Below are 20,463 nucleotides of genomic sequence, written 5' to 3'. Positions count from 1 at the left end.
CGGGTGGCTAAAACACAGCTTTGTTCAAGCTAGCAGGAGTTTAAACATCAACGCACTAAAGCTATTCGCCCGGCCTTCGCAAAACCGGGCCATAAACGCGGTGCGGGGGCCAGCACAAACAAATCGCCGTTTAAACCGGTAAGTTGCTGCGGCACGCCGGCGGCTTTAGCCACGTCGGCATTCGCGGCTAAATGCGCGGCTTCGCCATGTACCGGCACGGCAATTTGCGGTTGCACCCAACGGTAGAGTAAATCCAGCTCGCCCCTGTTTGGATGACCGGACACATGAATAGGCAGCTCGGTATCATGGGCTTGCAGAGTTTGAATATTACGGGCGTTAAATTTCTCTACCAGGCGGCTAATCAGCATTTCATTGCCTGGAATAATAATAGAGCTGAAAATAACCAGGTCGCCCTGCTCCAGTAACAACAACGGATGATTATCATCGGCAAGGCGGTTAAGTGCAGCACGTGGCTCTCCTTGTGAGCCGGTGGCAATAACCAGCACTTCGTCCTTTGGCAGATAACCGATATGGTAGGCGTCTACTATTGTTAACTCGTCTGGCCAATAGCCGGTAGCGCGGGCTGCGCCCACCATGTTGTCCAGCGAGCGGCCAAGCAGTGCCAGATAACGGCCGGTTTTAGCCGCTATGCGGGCCAGCGAGATCAGCCTGCCCACGTTAGAACTAAACCCTGTTACCACTACGCGGCCTGTGGCGGCTTTAACTACCTGCAGCAAGGCGTTATGGCAGTCTGTTTCAGACAGAGAAAACCCCTCTCGCAAGGCGTTGGTAGAATCGCACACCATAGCCGTAATATTATGCTGCGCCAGGCGCTTAAACACCGAGCTTTTAAAAGCACGGCCGGTGATCGGGCTGGCATCCATTTTCCAGTCAGCGGTATGAAACACTGTACCTGCTGCAGTTTTAATCACTAAAGCATGGGGTTCAGGAATAGAATGAGTAATAGCCAGCCAGTGCAAACAGAACGGGCCGATATTTATAGTGGCACCGCTTAATACTTCAATTACGGGTACTTTGTCAGCTAAGCCAAGCACACTTAATTTACGGCGTAAAATTTCAGCGGTAAAAGGCGTGGTATACACCGGGCAGTTAAAACGTTGCCATAATTGTGGCAAAGCACCAATATGATCCTCGTGCGCGTGGGTAATAACAATACCGCATAAATTGTCTTTTTGCTGGCTGATAAAGGTTGGGTCGGCTGCCAGTATTTCTGCATTTTGGCCGCTGCCGGCAGCCGCATTATATTGTGGTGATAAAGGGCTGTTAAAGGTTACTCCACAGTCTACCATTAGCCACTGGCCAGCATGGCCATACAGGTTAAGGTTCATGCCAATTTCACCGGTGCCACCCAGTGGTAAAAACCACAGATCGTTAACACCTGGTATCGCCGCAATGTGTTGCGTACTGATAACCCTCTCCTTTTACCAACCTTTAGCGCAATTGTCAGGCAGTTTGACAGCATCCTTGCTTGTTTGCCAGTCCTGGTATTACTGCACGTGGCTAATGGCTGAGTTAGGGTTAACTGCGAAGTCAGGCGGTGTGGCGCCCTTCACGTATTTCTTCCAGCAGCTTTTTGTTAAATGCATCTAAATCATCAGGAGTACGGCTGGTTACCAGGCCATTGTCTACTACTACCGGCTCGTCCACCCAGATAGCGCCTGCGTTTTTCAAATCAGTCTTAATACTGTTATATGACGTAACTTTACGCCCTTTAAGTACGCCAGCTTCTGCCAATAACCAGGGGCCGTGGCAAATGGCTGCCACCGGTTTATTGGCGCTATCGCTAAAAAAGGCCTGAATAAAGCGGATAGCTTTTTCGTCCTGGCGCAAGGTGTCAGGGTTTATTAAGCCACCTGGCAACACTAAAGCGTCATAGTCCGTTGCTTTGGCATTTTGCAGGGTCTTATCCACTGCTACAGTGTCAGCCCAGTCTTTACCTGACCAACCTCTGATACTACCGTCTTGTGGTGAAATAACCTCTACCGTTGCTCCTGCTGCAACTAGCGCGTCACGCGGAGAAGTAAGTTCGCTGAACTCAAAGCCGTCAGTGGCAAGAACAGCAATTTTTTTACCTGATAAAATCGATTGTGCGTTCATACTATGCCTCCTAATCATTCAATGTTACATGGTGTAGTGTAAAGTTTACCTAATGTCTGAGAACTGCAACGGTGTAACCTGTTAAAGATCTTCCAACCTGTTAGCACCGTGCATCATTTGCTGGGCCTCATTTTTCTCCAAGTCACGGACCTGTGCTAATAGCTCCTGAATTTTTGGTGTTTGAGAGCGGTCATACAAATTCTGATACAGCAAAATGATTTGCTGATGTTGATTCTCTATTTCAGTAATAATTTCTGTAGTCGTCATAGAGATGAAGGCGTCATCACAAGCCGCACCGGCTAATAGCGGATGGCGATCTAGATGCTCTGTACACCAGGTATTTAAGGCTTTGTCTTCACCCACATCCTCGAAACCTTGCACGGCAATAGCGAGTTTCATTTCTTTGTCAGCAAGGTAATTCAGCAACATCTGGCAGCGATCATCTAGCTGATGTTTTGCACAATCAGCCAGACAATTGGATAAATGCCGGTGATACCCTGAGGTCCAATCTAACAAACTACGGAGTGATTCAACTTTCATGTGGGATCCTCTAAAAGTATTACAGTCGTAAATAACACGCAAAAAACAGGCCGCAATTGCGGCCTGTTTATTTAACGTGGTTTAAGACTTAATCGGATTACCCTGCTTTTACGGTGTTCACCCAGTTATTAACCCGTTTTTCTAACACACTAAGTGGCAAGGCACCGCCGCCAAGCACAGTATCGTGAAAGGCGCGGATATCAAACTTATCACCGAGCTCTTTCTGGGCATTGCTACGCAGTTCAAGAATTTTAATCATGCCAATTTTATATGCCGTTGCCTGACCTGGCCAAACGATATAACGGCGCACTTCCGAAATTACCGCACCTTGGGCAATCGGCGTTTTCTCCAGAAAGTAATCTATCGCCTGTTGCTCATTCCAGCCTTTACTGTGCAGGCCGGTGTCTACTACCAAGCGCACTGCGCGCCACATTTCAGTAATCAAGCGGCCAAAATCTGAATATGGGTTCTGATAGGCCCCCATTTCTTTGGCTAGTTGTTCAGCATACAGGCCCCAGCCTTCTGAATAAGCGGTAAAGCTTGCCTGAGTTCTGAATACCGGTACTGTGGTTAGCTCCTGTGCAATAGAAATTTGCATATGATGGCCTGGATTGCCTTCGTGATAAGCAATGGCTTCCATTTCATTTTTTGGCATTGAGCGCATGTCAGACAAATGCGCATAATAAATGCCTGGCCTTGCGCCATCCGGTGTGCCCGGGAAATAATGCTGTGCTGCACCCGGCTGCTCACGAAACGGCTCTACCCGTTTCACTGTCAGCTCTGCCTTAGGTAAAATGCCAAAGTATTCAGGCAGTTTCTTATTAATAAAGGCCAGATACTGCCTGGAATCTTCCAGATAGCCTTCACGGCCTTCATCGGTGTCTGGGTAGTAGAATTGATCGTCGTCTTTAATAAACTTAAAGAAGGCTGTTAAATCGCCCTGAAAACCCACTTTGTCTTTAATAGCTACCATTTCTTTGGTTAAGCGCTCAACTTCGTCCAGACCAATTTGATGGATCTGCTCTGCGGTTAAGTCGGTAGTGGTAGATACTTTTAATCTGTAATTATAAAAGTCTGTGCCGCCTTGTTGCTTGCCCACACCGGTAGCAATTTCATCAGTAAACTGAATATCCTGCTGTAGCCATTGTTTCAGCGCTGTATAAGCCGGTAAAAAATGTGTTTGCAGGGCACTTTTCGTGTCATCTGCCAGTTGTTTAGCTTGCTCATCACTAAGTTTATCGGCAGTTACCAGTGCGTCAATTTTGCTTTTGGCATCGGCCCACAGTGGTATGTCTTGCTCTGCATCGGTAAATGGCGCGCCGCTTATCAGGTTATTTATTTGCTCGATAACACCATCATAGGCAAAGCGTGGCGGGCGTACATCATGCTCGGCATTTGCCTGTGCCCGTTCCAGCAGTTGTGTCAGAGCCCGGCTGATACCTTCAATCCGTTTGATATAGGCTTGCATATCTTCTGCAGTATCAACTTTATGAAAGTTGATCATAATTTGCGGCAACATGGCATGAATACCGTGCATCTGGGTAAACACATATCCATTTTTACGAAAGGCTACGCCCTCTTTGGCTTGTTCATACTGATAAACCCAGATGTCATAAGACGTTTGTGCTTCAATATCAAGCTTGCTGTAATCGAAGCTGGTTTTAAGCTCTTCTACTGTTGCTGCTAGCCAGGCCAGTTGCTCATCTTCCGCGGCGATCGAGGTATCGTCGATTTGATCATACTTATCTTTGCGGCCAAGAAAGGTCATTTGCAGCGGGCTTTGTTGTAGTTGTTGCTCGTATTTAACTTCAAACCACTGATTTAGCCGTTCAGTCTCTGACTGCTGCTTTTGTTCTGCAACCACATCAGTTGTCGGGCTGGGTGTATTGTTTTGCGGTGCCGGGCCGCAGCCGGCAAGGATGCCGGCCACAGCAAGGGCAATAAGAGACTTATGCATTAGAGGGTTCCTTTGTAGTTTTGGTTATACCAAAACACAGCCTACCCTCAAGCTGATGATTAGTCTAAAAACTAATTGTAAGCACCTTTGTCAGGCTCAGGCACTGACCCGCTTATACTGTCGGTATTGTGGCAACCAGAAGTTGTCTTCAATTTTTTGCAGTAGCATGGCGTCGTCCAACTCCAGCGCCAGGCCCTGCTGCATTGCTACTTTGGCAACGTTAAACGCAATTTGCTTACTCAGCGCTGACAACTCGGTAAAAGCTGGCAGTAAACCGCCCTCGCCGCTGTTTGCTTTTGGCGATGCAGCCGCCAGTGTTTTGCTTGCTTCGCGCAACATTTCATCACTGATAAGCCGGGCTTTACTGGCAATAACGCCAAGCCCGATGCCAGGGAAAATGTAGCTGTTATTACATTGTGCTATCGGATAAAGCGTGCCGTTATACGCCACTGGCGCAAAGGGGCTGCCTGTGGCGATAATAACCTCGCCGTCAGTCCAGTTAATAACCTGTTCTGGTGTGGCTTCCACCTGGCGCGACGGGTTGCTCAGCGGGAAAATAATTGGCATAGCACAGCCTTTTTTCATCGCCCGTACTACCGGTTCAGTAAATAAACCGGCCTGGCCGGATACACCAATCAAAATGCCCGGCTGGGCGCAATTCATCACATCCAGTAAGCTTGGAAACTCACTGCTGTAGCTCCATTCTGTTATTGCTGTTGAGGCTTGTGCCAAAGCTTGCTGGAAATCCCGCAAGCCTGGTGTGGTATCGGTAAGTAAGCCGAAGCGGTCAATCATATAGATTTGGCTACGCGCCTGCGCTTCACTTATGCCTTCAGCCACCATCTGACTGATAACCTGTTCAGCAATGCCGCAACCAGCAGAGCCTGCGCCAACAAACACCACTTTTTGCTCAGACAACTTTGCATTTTTACTGCGACACGCCGCCAGTAACGAACCTACCGTTACCGCTGCAGTACCCTGGATATCATCGTTAAAGCAGCATATTTTGTCGCGGTAACGCTGTAATAAAGGCATAGCGTTGGGCTGGGCAAAGTCTTCAAACTGAATAATAGCGTCTGGCCAGCGCCGCTTCACCGCCTGGATAAACAAGTCAACAAACTCATCATACTCGGCCTGGTTAACCCGTTTTTGCCGCAGGCCCATATACATTGGGTCGTTCAGTAGTTTTTCGTTATTCGTGCCTACATCCAACATTACCGGTAGTGCATAAGCCGGGCTGATGCCACCGCAGGCGGTATACAATGACAACTTGCCGATAGAAATACCCATACCGCCAATACCCTGATCGCCAAGGCCCAATACCCGCTCGCCATCGGTAACAACAATAACTTTCACCTTACGCTTGGTGGCGTTACGCAATACATCGTCCAGCTGATGCCGGTCCTGATAACTGATAAATAAACCACGGGCACTGCGATATATATCCGAAAATTGCTCACAGGCATCACCCACTGTTGGCGTGTAAATGATGGGGATCATTTCTTCCAGGTGTTGCTGCAGTAAACGGTAGAATAAGGTTTCGTTGTTGTCCTGAATAGCGCGCAGATAGATATGCTTGTTAATGGCAGTATCAAAGCTTTTATACTGCATGTAGGCGCGGCTTACCTGCTCTTCTATCGTTTCATAACGTGGTGGTAATAAACCGGCAAGGTTAAACATCAGCCGCTCATCGGCAGTAAAGGCACTGCCTTTATTCAGTAAAGGTGTTTCCAGTAATGCTGAGCCGGAATAGGCGGTATACAACGGAGATTTTTTGCTTGAACTGCTCATGAATGGCTTCCAGATAACTGCTCCGGCAAACCTGAGGTTATGCCGGAGAGAAAAAATTAATAAATAGTGCTGATCCTGGGGTTTAATACGGACAAAATAAACAGGCCTTCGGTGTTACAGAAATCGATGGCACGAATAATGTCTGGCTGAGTCAGGTTTAATAACTCCAGTACGAAAGGGTCAACAAGTTGCTTAGTAGAGTAGATCTCGGGATGCTGATTTGCCAATGCTAAGCGCACTGCCAGATAAATAATAAGCTGGGCTTTGTTTTTCTGCTCAAAGCGCGTGCTGTGTTGCAGCGCAACCGGTTCGACAATGCTGTCGGGTAAATGCCACAAATGCAATAATTCTGCGCCGCACTGCGCATAAGTAAAATCCAGTTTGGTTTGTTGTAATTGCCAGGGCTGGTGCTCTGAATTGTAATCCTGACACTGGTGAGCTTGCTCTGCGCTATTTTGTAACACCACCAGCTCGCCGATATTGTGCAATAAACCGGCGACATAAAAGCGGTCTGTTGGTTTAATCCCGCAGCACTGCGCCAAATGCTTGGCAATAAGCGCGGCGTTGATGCTTTGCTCCCAAAAACGCTCAAGATCAATGGCCGAGGTATCAACTCTACTGCAGGCTGATGCAATACCGATACTTAGCACAAGGTTATAAACCTGGGTTTTTCCCAACACTAATAAAGCTTTGCTGACGTTCTCTACCTGATAAGGCAAACTGTAAATTGCACTGTTAGCCAATTTAAGCAACTTTGATGTGAGTACCGGATCCAGTAAAATAACTTCTGCAACTTCGTCCAGACTGGCGGTGTCAGAGTCCATCAGTTCTTTAACCCTCAGATAGCCTTCAGGCAGGGCGAACAGATCGGATACATTCTGGGCATACTGCAACGCTTTCATTAGGTGACTCTCCTCCAGCTGACACCGACGTACTACAGCCAGCTATAAGTGTTACTGCTGCATGCGATTTTACAAGCTTTGGCCAGAAAATCTTAGTTTTTTTTACCGGGAGGATTAGTTTCTGTACCAGATAGTTCAGAAATCAGCCAAATAACGCACTGGCCCGATCACTTCGGGCCAGTGCGTTTGCATTACGCTACAAGGCTGCGCAGCATCCAGGCAGTTTTTTCATGCACAGTCATACGCTGAGTCAGCAAATCAAGTGACACTTCATCAGAGGCTTCATCGGCTACCGGCACGATAGAGCGCGCCGTTTTAGCTATAGCTTCCTGGCCTTTAACCAAATCTTTAATCATTTCTTCAGCAGTGGGTATGCCATCGGCTTCTTTAATGCTGGTTAGCTTGGCGTATTCTTTATATGAACCCGGCGCAAATTCGCCCAGGGCACGAATACGTTCTGCAATTTCATCAACAGCCAGCGCCAATTCATTGTACTGAGTTTCAAACAGGGTATGCAGAGTCTGAAACATCGGCCCGGTTACGTTCCAGTGGTAGTTGTGCGTTTTTAAATAAAGAGTGTAGGTATCGGCCAGCAGTACAGACAAACCCTCGGCAATAGCTTTACGTTGTTCTTCATTAATACCAATATTAATTTTCATAGCGCTTCCTCTTAAATGAGCACGGAGACTGCATCAACATAGCATAAAAATGGCTGTTTAATTCAGCCTTGCCTATTAAAACAGTATCTTACCGGGCGTGAATGAATATAACTCCAGAAGACATGGGGATAAATAGCAAAAAAATCAAGTGATAAAACAAAGCCGGTTAATTTAACCGGCTTTGTTGGTATTACAGCGCGGTTTGCGCCGCCAGATATTCTTCATAGGTGCCGACGAAGTTACGGATATCTTTGTCAGTAATTTCGATAATACGGCTGGCAAGGCTGGATACAAACTCACGGTCATGGCTAACAAACAGCAAGGTGCCTTTGTAGTGCTCCAGTGCCAGGTTTAGTGACTCAATAGATTCCATATCCAGGTGGTTGGTGGGTTCATCCATTACCAGTATATTTGGCCGTTGCAGCATTAATTTGCCAAATAACATACGGCCCTTTTCACCACCGGATAGTACTTTAACCGATTTCTTTATCTCGTCTTGTGAAAACAGCAAACGGCCCAGAATACCGCGTATTGCCTGCTCGTCATCTGATGGCTGCTTCCATTGGCTCATCCAGTCAAACAGTGTCATCGCGTCACTGAATTCGTGGGCGTGATCTTGCGCATAGTAACCGATTTTGGCGTTTTCAGACCATTTCACCATGCCGGACTCTGGTGTTAAATCGCCAACCAGACATTTAAGCAAAGTAGTTTTACCAATACCGTTGGCACCTAAAATGGCTACTTTTTCGCCTACTTCAATGGTCAGGCCTAAGTTTTTCAGCAAGGATAGCTCGCCAAAACTCTTATTCAGGCCCTCTACTTCTAATGCCAGACGATATAGCTGCTTTTGTTGCTCGAAACGGATAAAGGGGTTAACCCGGCTGGAGGCTTTAACTTCTTCCAGCTGAATTTTATCTATTTGCTTGGCACGTGATGTCGCCTGCTTGGCTTTTGATGCATTGGCAGAAAAACGGCTAACGAAGGTTTGCAGCTCGGCTATCTGGGCTTTCTTCTTCGCGTTGTCTGATAATAAACGTTCACGGGCCTGAGTGGCGGCAAACATATATTCATCGTAGTTACCCGGATACAGGCGCAGTTCGCCGTAATCTAAATCGGCCATGTGGGTACAAACGCTGTTTAAAAAGTGACGGTCGTGCGAAATAATAACCATGGTACTGTTACGCTCAGCCAGAACATTTTCCAGCCAGCGAATGGTATTAATATCCAGGTTGTTGGTGGGCTCGTCCAGCAGCATAATTTCCGGATCGGCAAACAGTACCTGTGCCAGCAATACCCGTAGTTTAAAGCCCGGTGCTATGGCCGACATCGGGCCAAAATGCTGCTCAACCGGAATACCCACACCAATTAACAGTTCACCGGCGCGGGATTCTGCCGTGTAACCATCCATTTCGCCAAAGGCCACTTCCAGATCGGCCACTTTCATACCGTCTTCTTCGCTCATCTCGGCACTGCCATAGATGCGGTCGCGTTCTTCTTTTACCGCCCACAGCTCAGAGTGGCCCATAATAACGGTGTCGATAACCGAGTATTGCTCAAAAGCAAACTGATCCTGGTGTAACTTGGCAACGCGATGGTTTGGCTCAACAAACACATTACCGGCGCTTGGCTCCAGTTCACGGCTTAAAATCTTCATAAATGTTGATTTACCGCAACCGTTTGCCCCGATTAAACCGTAGCGATTACCCTCGCCAAATTTAATTGAGATGTTTTCAAACAGCGGTTTGGCGCCAAATTGCATCGTAATGTTAGCAGTTGATATCACAGTGTGTTCCAGAACAAGTTAAGACAAATAGCCAAGACAGCTAAGGGTAAAAAGGTAACTAAGAATAAAAGTGCGCTACTATACGCGTTTTTACCCTTAAACTCAAAAACAAACGCCCGGTATTTACCGGGCGTTTGGCGCTTTTACCAACAACTGTTTTATCAGCGGGCAGCTTGCGCAACTGCTGCTTTACACAACTCGGTAATACGCTGCCAGTCTTTGGCTGCAACAGCATCATCAGGTACTATCCAGGAACCGCCCACACATTTTACATTGGGCAGTGCCAGATATTCGAGGAAGTTTTTCTCGTTAATGCCACCGGTGGGACAAAAACGGATATCGGCAAAAGGACCGTAAATCGACTTTAGCGTTTTTACGCCACCTGCTGCTTCGGCCGGGAAAAACTTAAAGTGGCTGTAGCCTAAGCCCGTGCCTTCCATCAGCTCAGAAATACTGGCAATGCCTGGGATCAGCGGAATAGCAGCGTCTTTACCGGCCTGTAGCAGTTCGCGCGTTAAACCCGGGCTGATAGCAAACTTAGCTCCGGCATCTACAACCTGTTGCAACTGCGCCGCGGTGGTAACGGTACCCGCGCCAACAATAGCTTCCGGCACTTCAGCTGCCAACAAACGAATGGCATCAAGTGCTACCGGCGTGCGCAGGGTCACTTCCAGCACTTTTATACCACCGGCCAGCAAAGCTTTTGCCATAGGCACAGCGTCTGCTAAATCTTTAATAACTATTACCGGTACTACAGGGCCCTGATCAAACAAAACGCCAGGTTGTAACTGCCAGTTTTCAAATGCCATATTAATTACTCGCCAAAAATTGTTTCAGGTAGACTGCGGCGCCAACCAAACCGGGTTGCTCTGCAGTCACGACATAGGTGGCGATCTGGCGATTAAAAGCGCTAAACCTGCCTTTTGCTTCAAAACGGGCTCTGAACTCGCTATCAGCAAGCAGAGGTAATAATTTCGGGGCTATGCCACCGGCAATATAAACACCACCAAAGGTACTGAGCGTTAGCGCCAGATCACCGGCAACGCTGCCCAGGCTGGCAAAAAACTGTTTTACCGTATCTTGTGCCAGTGCACATTCGCCGTTTAATGCCTGCCGGGCTATCTCGGCGGCACTTAATGGCGCAATCTGTTTTTGACGGTACAACGCCAGCGCTTTATAGATAGCCTCAAGGCCAGGGCCGGATAACAGCCGCTCAGGTGAGACATGGCCATATTCTTTGGCCAGCATCTGCTGAATAAACCATTCTTGCTCGGTTTGAGCGGCCCAATCGACATGGCCACCCTCGCCCGGCAGCGGAATAAACTGATCATTTACCGGCAGTAAATGTGCAACACCCAGGCCGGTACCGGCACCAAGCACTGCCATGGGTTTACCATGCTCAATTTCACCGGCGCCTACTTTCACTTTTTGTGCTGCGGTTAATGCCGGCAAACACATAGCCACAGCGGTAAAGTCATTCATCACCTGCAGTGCTTCAAGACCCAATTGCTGCTGCATGGCTTTAACTGAAAAGCGCCAGTGAAAGTTGGTCATACTGATCTGATCGCCGGTAACCGGACAAGCGATAGCAATAGCTACATGCTTAATATCAGTTAAACCTTGTTGCTGCTGATAATGGGTTAACGCATCAGCCAAAGTCGCAAATTCCGCACAGGGATAAACTGCAACCTTGTCCAGCGCCAGGCTGGCAAGCTCTACCCGGCTAAAACGGGCGTTGGTGCCACCTATATCAGCAACAATAGCGTGGGCAGGCAACTTAGCCATGCAGGTGTTCCTCCGTGGTAAACAAGCTGCAGGCGCCCTGCTCTGCGCCGGTTAACTGACTGCGCAGCGCCCCGAACATTTCACGGCCCATGCCGTAGTAGCTTTCGGCCATATCCATAGTGGCAACGTCACGTGCAGCCAGCTCGGCATCCGATACCAGCACTTCAAGCCGGCCGGTGTTGCCGTCTACCAGCATCATATCGCCGGTTTTAATACGGGCGATATTGCCGCCGTCAACCGCCTCTGGAGTGACATGAATAGCGGCTGGTACTTTACCTGAAGCACCTGACATACGGCCATCGGTTACCAATGCCACTTTAAAACCACGATCCTGCAGCACACCCAGTGGGGGTGTCAACTTGTGTAGTTCCGGCATACCACAGGCTTTAGGCCCCTGAAACCGTACAACAACAATGCAGTCTTTGTTTAAGTCACCTGCTTTAAAGGCCGCATCCAGCTCGTGCTGGCTGGAGAATACCACCGCCGGGGCTTTAACAATCTCGGTGCCTTCACGCAGTGCTGAGGTTTTAATTACGCCACGACCAACATTGCCAGATAACACTTCAAGGCCACCATGAGCTTTAAAAGGTTTTTTCACGGTAGCCAATACATCCGGATCAAGCGATGTTTGCGGTGCATCAACCCACAACAGTTTGCCGTCTTGCATTACAGGTTGCTGGGTATAACGGCGTAAGCCGGGGCCTGCAACAGTTTGCACATCTTCGTGCAATAAACCGGCGTCCAGTAATTCGCGGATCAGCAGTGCCATACCACCGGCATGCTGGAAGTGGTTAATATCGGCCTGGCCATTGGGGTAAATACGGGTTAGCAATGGTGTGGCGGCTGAAAGCTCGGCGAAATCATCCCAATTGACAATAAAACCGGCAGCGCGGGCCATAGCAATTAAATGCATAGTATGATTGGTTGAACCACCGGTAGCCAACAGGCCGACAATACCGTTTACTATGGCTTTGGCGTCGACCAATTTACCTACTGGCAGGTAATCTGTGCCTAAGTCTGTTAAGCGGGTAACCTGGCGTGCCGCAGCCTTGGTTAGCTCATCACGCAGTTCTGTGCCCGGATTGACAAAAGACGCACCCGGTAGGTGCAGGCCCATAATTTCCACCACTAACTGATTTGAGTTAGCGGTACCATAAAAAGTACAGGTACCGGCAGAGTGATAAGAGGCCGATTCAGCCGCCAGCAACTCTTCTTTACCCACTTTACCTTCAGCATATAACTGGCGTATGCGGGCTTTTTCTTTGTTCGGAATACCTGAAGGCATCGGGCCTGCTGGTACAAATACAAACGGCAGATGGCCAAAACTCAGGGCAGCCATAAATAAGCCCGGTACAATTTTATCGCAAATACCCAGCATTAAACCGCCGTCAAACATATTGTGCGATAAGCCTACCGCTGCGGACATTGCAATAATGTCGCGGCTTAACAGACTAAGCTCCATACCTGGCTGGCCCTGGGTTACGCCATCGCACATTGCTGGCACACCACCGGCAAATTGCGCCACGCTGCCAATATCTTTTACCGCTTGTTTAATAATTGCCGGGTAATGTTCGTACGGCTGGTGTGCCGAGAGCATGTCGTTGTAAGACGATACGATACCAATATTCGCTTTGGTCAGGCTGCGTAAATCGCCTTTTTCCTGCTGATCACAGGCGGCAAAACCATGTGCGAGGTTACCACAGCTTAATACCCCACGATGCGGGCCTTTTAAGCGGGCTTTTTCCAGCCGTTGCAGATAAATATCGCGGCTGCGTGTGCTGCGGGCAATAATTCTGTCCGTTACTTTCTGAATCACAGGATCCATGACTATCCCCTAGTTTTCGGTGTACATCACCGTAACTTGCGCTACAGGATGGTGTAAAAAGGCACGGATTGGCATGGCAAGCACGTCTTGCTCTGCCATTGCGCTGTTCAGTACCGCGAGTTTATTGCTGCCAACCAAATGTAAAAAGATATTCCGGCTATTTAACAGCCGTGGCAGGCTTAAAGACATACGCTGATAAGGTGCGGTTTGCGGTTGCACAGCGAGTACAGCTGGCGCGTTATCTGCCAGGCCGTCTTTAATTTGTGCACTGCAGGGAAATAACGATGCGGTGTGGCCGTCTTCACCCATGCCAAGTATAACGGCATCAAAAGTCGGTAACGGTGTAATACGCGGCAGCACCTGTGCAACGCCATCAAAAGCCGAAGTGACGTCGGCATATAAACTGATAAAACGGGCTGCTTTAGCGTTGTGTTGCAATAATGTGGCTTTAACTAAACGCTCGTTAGAATCGGTTTGCTGATCATCCAGCCAGCGATCATCGGCCAACAGCACCGTAACTTTGTTCCAGGCTAAATCAACCTGGCTTAAGGTATTAAACAGTGCCTGAGGCGTTTTGCCGCCTGATACCACTAAATACGCTTCGCCGCGCTCCGCGATAGCCTGCTGTAAAATGCTGACTAACCAGTTAGCGAAATCGTCATTCAGTGCGCTGGTATTGCTAAATTGCTTCAATTGCATCATGGCTTATTCTTCCCAGTTGCGCTCGTCACGGGCCAGCATAGAAATTGCTGCAACCGGCCCCCAACTGCCTGCCTGATAAGTTTTTGGCGGCTCGTTGCTGGTTTTCCAAGCGTTCAAAATACCGTCGACCCATTTCCAGGCATGCTCAACTTCATCGCGGCGCACAAACAGATACTGGTTACCCAGCATAGCTTCCAGCAACAGGCGTTCGTAGGCATCGGCAATGCGCTGCGACTTAAAGGTTTCGTCAAAACTCAAATCAAGCTTACTTTCCTGCAAGCGCATATTTTCGCCAAGGCCTGGTATTTTGTTCAGCACCTGAATTTCTACGCCCTCGTCTGGCTGTAAACGAATAATCAGTTTATTAGCCGGCAATTGGTTATAAGTGGCGTGAAAAATATTATGCGGTTGAGGTTTAAAACAAATCACCACTTCGCTTAGCTTAGATGCCATGCGTTTGCCGGTACGCAGGTAAAACGGCACACCCGCCCAACGCCAGTTATCAATATCAACCTTTATTGCAACAAAGGTTTCAGTTTTACTGTTTGGCCTTGCGCCCTCTTCTTCCAGATAACCAGGCGCAGCCTTACCGGCAACAAAGCCGTTGCCATACTGGCCGCGTACGGTTTTTTCCTGAATGTTACTGATATCAATGCGGCGCAGCGCTTTAAGTACTTTGAGTTTTTCATCACGAATGCTGTCGGCATCCAGACGGGCTGGCGGCTCCATGGCGATTAATGTCAACACCTGCAACAGGTGGTTCTGCACCATATCACGCATTTGCCCGGCGTCGTCGTAGTAGCTCCAGCGCCCTTCTACACCCACTTCTTCTGCTACGGTTATTTGCACATGATCAATTGAGTTATGATCCCAGTTACCGGCAAAAATGGCGTTGGCAAAGCGCAGCGCTAACAGATTAAGTACGGTTTCTTTACCCAGATAATGGTCGATGCGATAAATTTGGCTTTCTTTGTAAAACTCAGCTACCTGATCATTAATCACTTTAGACGAGGCTAAGTCATGGCCGATTGGCTTTTCCAGCACAACACGGGCAGGCTCTTCTGCCAACCCTGCTACTGCTAAGCCTTTACAGATAGCGCCGAATAACGACGGCGGCGTGGCAAAATAACTAACCGGCACGCGCTTATTAATGTCAGTAACTGCCGTGAGCTTTTTGTAATCCTGCTCATTTGCCAAATCCAGTTGTACATAAACCAGCTTTTGCTGCAAGCGCTGCCATACATCGTTGTCCAGCGGCTCTTTAAGGAATTTGTTCAGGTTGGTTAACACCAGCTCAGCATAAGCTTCTGTAGACATTTCATCGCGGGCAACGCCGATGATGCGTGATTCAGGGCAAAGCAAATCCGCTTTTTCCAGCTGATACATAGCAGGTAACAACTTGCGCCGTGCTAAATCACCTTTAGTACCAAACAGAATTAAATCACATGCTGAATTTTGTGCTGTTGTCGTCATAGCTGACCCTTGATTTAGATGTAATTTTACAACACTTCGGCCATACTAGCGCAGCATAACAGGGTTGTAAACCAGATATCTTGTAATTAAATTACAGATTGCGTAATGTTTTGACTATTCTTATATAATAAGGCAGCCTTAGCAACGGATCTGTGGTTTTGTAGTAAATTTAGCACTATTTTGACCACCGCCCTGACGGGCTACACCCTTTATTACAAACCTGTATCAGCCTAATTATAAGCCAGGAATTGCCGGATGAACGTGCTGGAAAAAATCGTCAATAGCGTAAACAGTTTTAGTAAATCGGAACGTAAAGTGGCCGATGTAATTCTGGCTAACCCGCAAACCACTATACATAGCAGTATAGCGGCATTGGCTAAAATGGCCGATGTCAGCGAACCTACAGTCAACCGTTTTTGTCGCAGACTGGATACCAAGGGCTTCCCTGACTTTAAATTGCATTTAGCGCAAAGCCTGGCCAACGGCACACCCTATGTTAACCGCCATGTAGAAGAAGAAGATGGCCCTGAAGCCTATACGGCTAAAATCTTTGAATCTACTATGGCTGCGCTTGATACAGCAAGGCAGCGGGTTGATATTAACACAATAAACCGCGCGGTTGATGTGCTGACACAGGCAAAGAAAATTTCTTTTTTTGGCTTAGGTGCTTCTGCTTCTGTAGCGCATGATGCGCAGAATAAATTCTTCCGGTTTAATGTGCCTGTGGTGTGTTTTGACGACATCGTTATGCAGCGAATGAGCGCCATAAACAGTGCTGAAGGCGATGTTGTGGTATGTATCAGCCATACCGGTCGGACAAAAAACCTGTGCGATATAGCAGCAATAGCACGCGAAAATGATGCTACTGTTATTGGTGTTACCGCTTACGACAGCCCGCTGGCAAAAGAATGTACGCTGGTATTGTCGCTGGATGTGCCGGAAGATACCGACATGTATATGCCAATGGCCTCACGTGTAGCTCAACTGGTGCTGATAGATATTCTGGCCACCGGTTTTACACTGCGCCGTGGCAGTAAGTTTCGGGAGAACCTGAAGAAAGTCAAAGACAGCCTGCGTGGCTCCCGCTTTGACAAAAAAGATTTCAACAACTGAAAATCCGGTGCAGTTGTGTCGGCAACTGCACCAACCTGTAATTTTTCTTCATCGCTTTGCTGTATTCTGTAATTAAATTACATTAAACTAACAGCCAGCTACTACACCCTCTTTGCAACAAGCAGGAAATAACCATGCACAGAAGAACTAAAATCGTCGCGACGCTAGGCCCCGCCACTAATACACAACTTTCAATTGAAAAACTGATAAAGGCTGGTGCAACCGTATTCCGTCTGAACTTCTCGCATGGCAGTGCTGATGATCACCGTGAGCGTGCAACTATGGTGCGAGCCGCAGCTGAAGCACTGGGCGCACACGTGGCTATTTTAGGCGATTTACAAGGGCCGAAAATTCGCGTTTCTACCTTTAAAAACGGTGCGGTAATACTCGAAGAAGGTATGCCGTATGTGCTGGATGCCGAGCTGGCAAAAGGTGAAGGTGATGAGCATCAGGTAGGTATCGACTATAAAGAGCTACCGCAGGATGTAAAAGCCGGTGACTTATTGCTGTTAGACGATGGCCGCATTCAGTTATCAGTAGATCGTGTAGAAGGTGCCAGGGTTTATACCACTGTGACCGTTGGTGGTAAGTTAAGTAATAATAAAGGCATTAACCGCCAGGGCGGCGGTTTAACTGCCCCTGCCCTGACCGAGAAAGACAAGCGCGATATTATTACCGCAGCAGAAATTGACGTTGATTATTTGGCAGTATCGTTCCCGCGTTGTGGTGACGACTTACGCTTAGCCCGTGATTTAGCGCTGGCGGCAGGTTCTGAAGCTCGTATTATGGCCAAAATTGAACGCGCTGAAGCGGTCGCTGATGACGAAACGCTGGATGATATTATCCGCGCTTCTGATGCGGTAATGGTTGCCCGTGGTGATTTAGGCGTTGAAATTGGAGATGCCGAGCTGGTTGGCCAGCAAAAACGCATTATTGCCCGCTCGCGTCAGTTAAACCGTGTGGTGATCACTGCAACCCAGATGATGGAAAGCATGATTGAAAGCCCAATGCCTACCCGCGCCGAAGTAATGGACGTAGCCAATGCTGTGCTGGATGGTACTGATGCCGTTATGTTATCCGCTGAAACCGCTGCCGGTAAATACCCGACAGAAACTGTGCGGGCAATGGCGCGGGTATGTGACGGTGCGGAAAAACACCCAAGCGTGCAAATTTCCAAGCATCGTATGGATGTTACCTTCACTGAAATAAGTGAGACCATCGCATTGTCTGCCATGTACGCGGCTAATCATCTGGAAGGCATCAAAGCTATTATTACGCTGACTGAGTCTGGCTATACCGCCAAGCTGATGTCTCGAATTACTTCACCTCAGCCTATTTTTGCGTTATCACGCCATACCAAAACGCTGAACAAAATGGCGTTGTATCGCGGTGTTTATCCGGCGTTTTTTGACAGCACAGCGTTACAAGGCCAATCTCTGGCCGATGCAGCTATTGAAGCGGTAAAAGTCAAAGCCGGTTTAAAAAGTGGTGACTTGGTGATCATGACTCATGGTGATGTTATGGAAACTATCGGCGCTTCTAATACCTGCAGAATTGTGCAGGTAAAATAATACGGCAACTGCCAAAGCTAGTTGTTAAAATTAAGGGCTCAGATGAGCCCTTTTTACTGCCTGGAAAACTGTTTAAAACACATCGCGTTGTAACTTACGTATTTTACGTGCGCTATGGTATTGCACAAATTGCGGTGCCAGCGCGGTTAATGCTGAGCCCACTACCACCAGCGCAGCACCAAGCCAGGACCAAAGATTAAGCTGCTGTGCTGATAAATACGCCGGAAACAGCCAACCCACGATATTGGCAAACAAAATAGTAAACAGTGGCGTTACAGCAAGTACCGCACTGACTTTAGACGCTTCCCAGTGATGCAGCGCTTCAGCAAAAGCGCCATAGGCCACCACGGTATTTAAACAGCAAAAGATAAGCAGTAACCAGTGCAGGTTGCTCAACATCAATAACGCGGTAAAATCTGACACCGGCATAAAAGCAATGGTGCCAGCTACATAGAGTAAATACATAATTTGCTTTGAGCTGTAATGCACCAGCAACTGCTTTTGCGCCAGGGCATAAGCAGCCCAGGTTATGGCTGCAGTAATCACCAGTAACACACCCAGCGTTTCTGTACCGGCTTGTAATATCAGTTGTACCAAACGCTCATTGAAAAACAGCAGCAAACCCGCAACCAGAATAACTGCACCGGCTTTTTGCCACCTTAACAGGTGCTCTTTAAATATAAAGACACCACCTACCATCATTAAAAATGGTGCCAGTTGAATAACCACCTGTGCGGTTTCTGCACTGAGGTAATTTAGCCCACTTAAATACATAATGTAGTTGGACAACAGCCCGGCCACAGCGATCAGCATTAACTTTGCTATTTTGGGCGTAATTAATAATGCTGCTTTGGGCAACTTGCCCCGCGCGCCCAGCCAAATACCAACGATAACAGCAGCGGCCAAAAACCGGATTGCCGTGATGGTGTTAGCCGTTAGCACATCGAGTAAAATTTTTAGTGCTATAGGCAAAATGCCCCATAAAACAGCAGTGGTTAAGGCTAACAATAGCCCAATCAGGCTTTTACCAGTAATTTGGTGCATGGTGTAAGTAATCCAGTGTAATAAATAAAGTGGCGGGCGTTGCGAGTGTGAGCCAGAGCAACGCTATTTTCGCTTATTTCACCCGCTGTTGTCTGTAGCTTAGGCTGTTATATCGACTAATTGACTAACTGTTGCGCCATATCAAGCACTGCTTACATTGTAAGCCCCTATACTGGGTATTGTGTTACCAGTAAACAGGGATAAACAATGATTAAACGTGTAGGTGTACTGACCTCCGGTGGCGACGCACCGGGGATGAATGCGGCAATCCGGGCAGTTGTACTGACAGCTGCAGCCTACAACGTTGACGTTACTGGTTTTCACCACGGTTTTAATGGTTTATTCGAAGATGACTATCAAACACTGTTACCGCAGCACGTGCAAAACATTATTCAGCATGGCGGCACTATTTTAAAAAGCGCCCGCTGCAAGGCACTACAGACCACTGAAGGTGCGAAACAAGCGGCTCAGGTACTGGATCGCCTGCAACTGGATGCACTGATCATTATTGGCGGTGATGGCAGTTTTCGTGGCGCATTAGCCATAGCTGAGTATTATCAGGGCCAGATTATCGGCGTGCCGGGCACCATTGATAACGATGTAGATGGCACCGACTACACTATTGGTTTTGCCACCGCTATAGATACTGCACTGGATGCAATAGATAAAATCCGTGATACTGCCGATGCATTTGAGCGGATATTTTTGGTTGAGCTAATGGGCCGCCATTCTGGTTATATTACGCTGTCTGCCGGTATCGCTGGTGGTGCTGAGCAGATTATTTGCCCCGAGTTTGGCGCCTTGCGGCCAGATAACTTAAAAGCGTTGATAGAGCCGGTTAAGCGCGCACAATTATTACGTGGCAAAAGCAGTTACATTATTGTCGTGGCGGAAAACAGTTACCCCGGCGGCACAACAGCACTGGCTGAGGCGCTTAGCGAGGCTTTGGGCATTGAATGCCGGGCCTGTATTCTTGGTCATATTCAACGCGGCGGTTCGCCTGTTGGAGCAGACAGAATTCTGGCAACTAAATTGGGCGCGTATGCTGTGGAGCAGCTGATGCAGGGAGCTCATTTAGTGATGGCAGGTGAAATAAACCAGCAAGCAGTGTTATACCCCCTCTCAGAAACCGGCGCAAAGCAAAAGCAGATTGACCCTTATCTGGTACGCTGGCAACAAACGATTGCCAGCGATTAACCG

At 48.1% G+C, this 20,463-nt stretch carries 17 protein-coding genes; 3 read left to right on the top strand and 14 right to left on the bottom strand.

Annotated features, from left to right (window positions below):
• Window positions 1-47: 47 nt before the first annotated feature.
• The 13 genes from MJX74_RS16410 to zwf all read right to left on the bottom strand — a co-directional run bounded on the left by MJX74_RS16410 (window position 48) and on the right by zwf (window position 15,535).
• The gene (locus tag MJX74_RS16410; protein WP_240224087.1) at window positions 48-1,349 is read right to left on the bottom strand and encodes a ribonuclease J; all 1,302 of its coding nucleotides are present in this window, start codon (window positions 1,347-1,349) and stop codon (window positions 48-50) included.
• A gap of 202 nt (window positions 1,350-1,551) precedes the next feature.
• Window positions 1,552-2,118 (bottom strand): type 1 glutamine amidotransferase domain-containing protein, encoded by a 567-nt coding sequence (locus tag MJX74_RS16405; RefSeq protein ID WP_240224085.1) that lies wholly within the window; start codon window positions 2,116-2,118, stop codon window positions 1,552-1,554.
• Window positions 2,119-2,199: 81 nt separating this feature from the next.
• Window positions 2,200-2,658, bottom strand: coding sequence for an ATPase (locus MJX74_RS16400; protein WP_240224083.1), 459 nt, complete (start codon window positions 2,656-2,658; stop codon window positions 2,200-2,202).
• Window positions 2,659-2,755: 97 nt separating this feature from the next.
• The gene (locus MJX74_RS16395; RefSeq protein WP_240224081.1) at window positions 2,756-4,615 is read right to left on the bottom strand and encodes a DUF885 domain-containing protein; all 1,860 of its coding nucleotides are present in this window, start codon (window positions 4,613-4,615) and stop codon (window positions 2,756-2,758) included.
• A 96-nt stretch (window positions 4,616-4,711) separates the two neighbouring features.
• On the bottom strand, window positions 4,712-6,406 hold the full coding sequence (locus MJX74_RS16390; protein WP_240224080.1) for an NAD-dependent malic enzyme: 1,695 nt from the start codon (window positions 6,404-6,406) through the stop codon (window positions 4,712-4,714).
• A 56-nt stretch (window positions 6,407-6,462) separates the two neighbouring features.
• Window positions 6,463-7,308, bottom strand: a complete 846-nt coding sequence (locus MJX74_RS16385; RefSeq protein ID WP_240224078.1) for an HDOD domain-containing protein — start codon at window positions 7,306-7,308, stop codon at window positions 6,463-6,465.
• Window positions 7,309-7,499: 191 nt separating this feature from the next.
• Window positions 7,500-7,967, bottom strand: coding sequence for a Dps family protein (locus MJX74_RS16380; RefSeq protein ID WP_240224076.1), 468 nt, complete (start codon window positions 7,965-7,967; stop codon window positions 7,500-7,502).
• 190 nt (window positions 7,968-8,157) lie between these two features.
• Window positions 8,158-9,750, bottom strand: a complete 1,593-nt coding sequence (locus MJX74_RS16375; protein ID WP_240224074.1) for an ABC-F family ATPase — start codon at window positions 9,748-9,750, stop codon at window positions 8,158-8,160.
• A 161-nt stretch (window positions 9,751-9,911) separates the two neighbouring features.
• Window positions 9,912-10,559 carry a bifunctional 4-hydroxy-2-oxoglutarate aldolase/2-dehydro-3-deoxy-phosphogluconate aldolase gene (locus MJX74_RS16370; protein ID WP_240224072.1) on the bottom strand — a complete coding sequence of 216 codons (648 nt, stop codon included), beginning with the start codon at window positions 10,557-10,559 and terminating at the stop codon, window positions 9,912-9,914.
• Window position 10,560: 1 nt separating this feature from the next.
• Entirely contained in the window at window positions 10,561-11,535 is a 975-nt protein-coding gene (locus tag MJX74_RS16365; protein WP_240224070.1) for a glucokinase, read from the bottom strand.
• On the bottom strand, window positions 11,528-13,360 hold the full coding sequence (gene edd, locus MJX74_RS16360; protein WP_240224069.1) for a phosphogluconate dehydratase: 1,833 nt from the start codon (window positions 13,358-13,360) through the stop codon (window positions 11,528-11,530). The genes MJX74_RS16365 and edd overlap by 8 nt, the downstream gene beginning before the upstream one ends.
• A 9-nt stretch (window positions 13,361-13,369) precedes the next feature.
• Window positions 13,370-14,062, bottom strand: coding sequence for a 6-phosphogluconolactonase (pgl, locus tag MJX74_RS16355; protein ID WP_240224063.1), 693 nt, complete (start codon window positions 14,060-14,062; stop codon window positions 13,370-13,372).
• 3 nt (window positions 14,063-14,065) lie between these two features.
• Entirely contained in the window at window positions 14,066-15,535 is a 1,470-nt protein-coding gene (gene zwf / locus MJX74_RS16350) for a glucose-6-phosphate dehydrogenase (RefSeq protein WP_240224061.1), read from the bottom strand.
• 255 nt (window positions 15,536-15,790) lie between these two features.
• Here zwf and MJX74_RS16345 point away from each other — a divergent pair, with 255 nt between their 5' ends.
• Entirely contained in the window at window positions 15,791-16,648 is an 858-nt protein-coding gene (locus MJX74_RS16345) for a MurR/RpiR family transcriptional regulator (RefSeq protein ID WP_068238042.1), read from the top strand.
• Between the two features lie 134 nt (window positions 16,649-16,782).
• The gene (gene pyk, locus MJX74_RS16340) at window positions 16,783-18,219 is read left to right on the top strand and encodes a pyruvate kinase (protein ID WP_240224059.1); all 1,437 of its coding nucleotides are present in this window, start codon (window positions 16,783-16,785) and stop codon (window positions 18,217-18,219) included.
• A 72-nt stretch (window positions 18,220-18,291) separates the two neighbouring features.
• Here pyk and MJX74_RS16335 read toward each other — a convergent pair whose 3' ends face one another.
• Window positions 18,292-19,263, bottom strand: a complete 972-nt coding sequence (locus tag MJX74_RS16335) for a DMT family transporter (protein ID WP_240224057.1) — start codon at window positions 19,261-19,263, stop codon at window positions 18,292-18,294.
• A 207-nt stretch (window positions 19,264-19,470) separates the two neighbouring features.
• Here MJX74_RS16335 and MJX74_RS16330 point away from each other — a divergent pair, with 207 nt between their 5' ends.
• On the top strand, window positions 19,471-20,460 hold the full coding sequence (locus MJX74_RS16330) for a 6-phosphofructokinase (RefSeq protein ID WP_240224056.1): 990 nt from the start codon (window positions 19,471-19,473) through the stop codon (window positions 20,458-20,460).
• Window positions 20,461-20,463: the final 3 nt, after the last annotated feature.

The sequence above is a fragment of the Rheinheimera hassiensis genome (genome assembly GCF_022436675.1).
GTDB lineage: Bacteria > Pseudomonadota > Gammaproteobacteria > Enterobacterales > Alteromonadaceae > Alishewanella > Alishewanella hassiensis.
Note: the sequence above shows the minus strand (reverse complement) of the source record. Positions and strands in the feature narration are given on the sequence as shown.

Excerpts from the sequence above, each read along its gene's own strand:
- MJX74_RS16410 (WP_240224087.1), bottom strand. The coding sequence starts at position 1,349 with ATGAACCTTAACCTGTATGGCCATGCTGGCCAGTGGCTAATGGTAGAC.
- MJX74_RS16405 (WP_240224085.1), bottom strand. The coding sequence starts at position 2,118 with ATGAACGCACAATCGATTTTATCAGGTAAAAAAATTGCTGTTCTTGCC.
- MJX74_RS16400 (WP_240224083.1), bottom strand. The coding sequence starts at position 2,658 with ATGAAAGTTGAATCACTCCGTAGTTTGTTAGATTGGACCTCAGGGTAT.
- MJX74_RS16395 (WP_240224081.1), bottom strand. The coding sequence starts at position 4,615 with ATGCATAAGTCTCTTATTGCCCTTGCTGTGGCCGGCATCCTTGCCGGC.
- MJX74_RS16390 (WP_240224080.1), bottom strand. The coding sequence starts at position 6,406 with ATGAGCAGTTCAAGCAAAAAATCTCCGTTGTATACCGCCTATTCCGGC.
- MJX74_RS16385 (WP_240224078.1), bottom strand. The coding sequence starts at position 7,308 with ATGAAAGCGTTGCAGTATGCCCAGAATGTATCCGATCTGTTCGCCCTG.
- MJX74_RS16380 (WP_240224076.1), bottom strand. The coding sequence starts at position 7,967 with ATGAAAATTAATATTGGTATTAATGAAGAACAACGTAAAGCTATTGCC.
- MJX74_RS16370 (WP_240224072.1), bottom strand. The coding sequence starts at position 10,559 with ATGGCATTTGAAAACTGGCAGTTACAACCTGGCGTTTTGTTTGATCAG.
- MJX74_RS16365 (WP_240224070.1), bottom strand. The coding sequence starts at position 11,535 with ATGGCTAAGTTGCCTGCCCACGCTATTGTTGCTGATATAGGTGGCACC.
- edd (WP_240224069.1), bottom strand. The coding sequence starts at position 13,360 with ATGGATCCTGTGATTCAGAAAGTAACGGACAGAATTATTGCCCGCAGC.
- pgl (WP_240224063.1), bottom strand. The coding sequence starts at position 14,062 with ATGATGCAATTGAAGCAATTTAGCAATACCAGCGCACTGAATGACGAT.
- zwf (WP_240224061.1), bottom strand. The coding sequence starts at position 15,535 with ATGACGACAACAGCACAAAATTCAGCATGTGATTTAATTCTGTTTGGT.
- MJX74_RS16345 (WP_068238042.1), top strand. The coding sequence starts at position 15,791 with ATGAACGTGCTGGAAAAAATCGTCAATAGCGTAAACAGTTTTAGTAAA.
- pyk (WP_240224059.1), top strand. The coding sequence starts at position 16,783 with ATGCACAGAAGAACTAAAATCGTCGCGACGCTAGGCCCCGCCACTAAT.
- MJX74_RS16335 (WP_240224057.1), bottom strand. The coding sequence starts at position 19,263 with ATGCACCAAATTACTGGTAAAAGCCTGATTGGGCTATTGTTAGCCTTA.
- MJX74_RS16330 (WP_240224056.1), top strand. The coding sequence starts at position 19,471 with ATGATTAAACGTGTAGGTGTACTGACCTCCGGTGGCGACGCACCGGGG.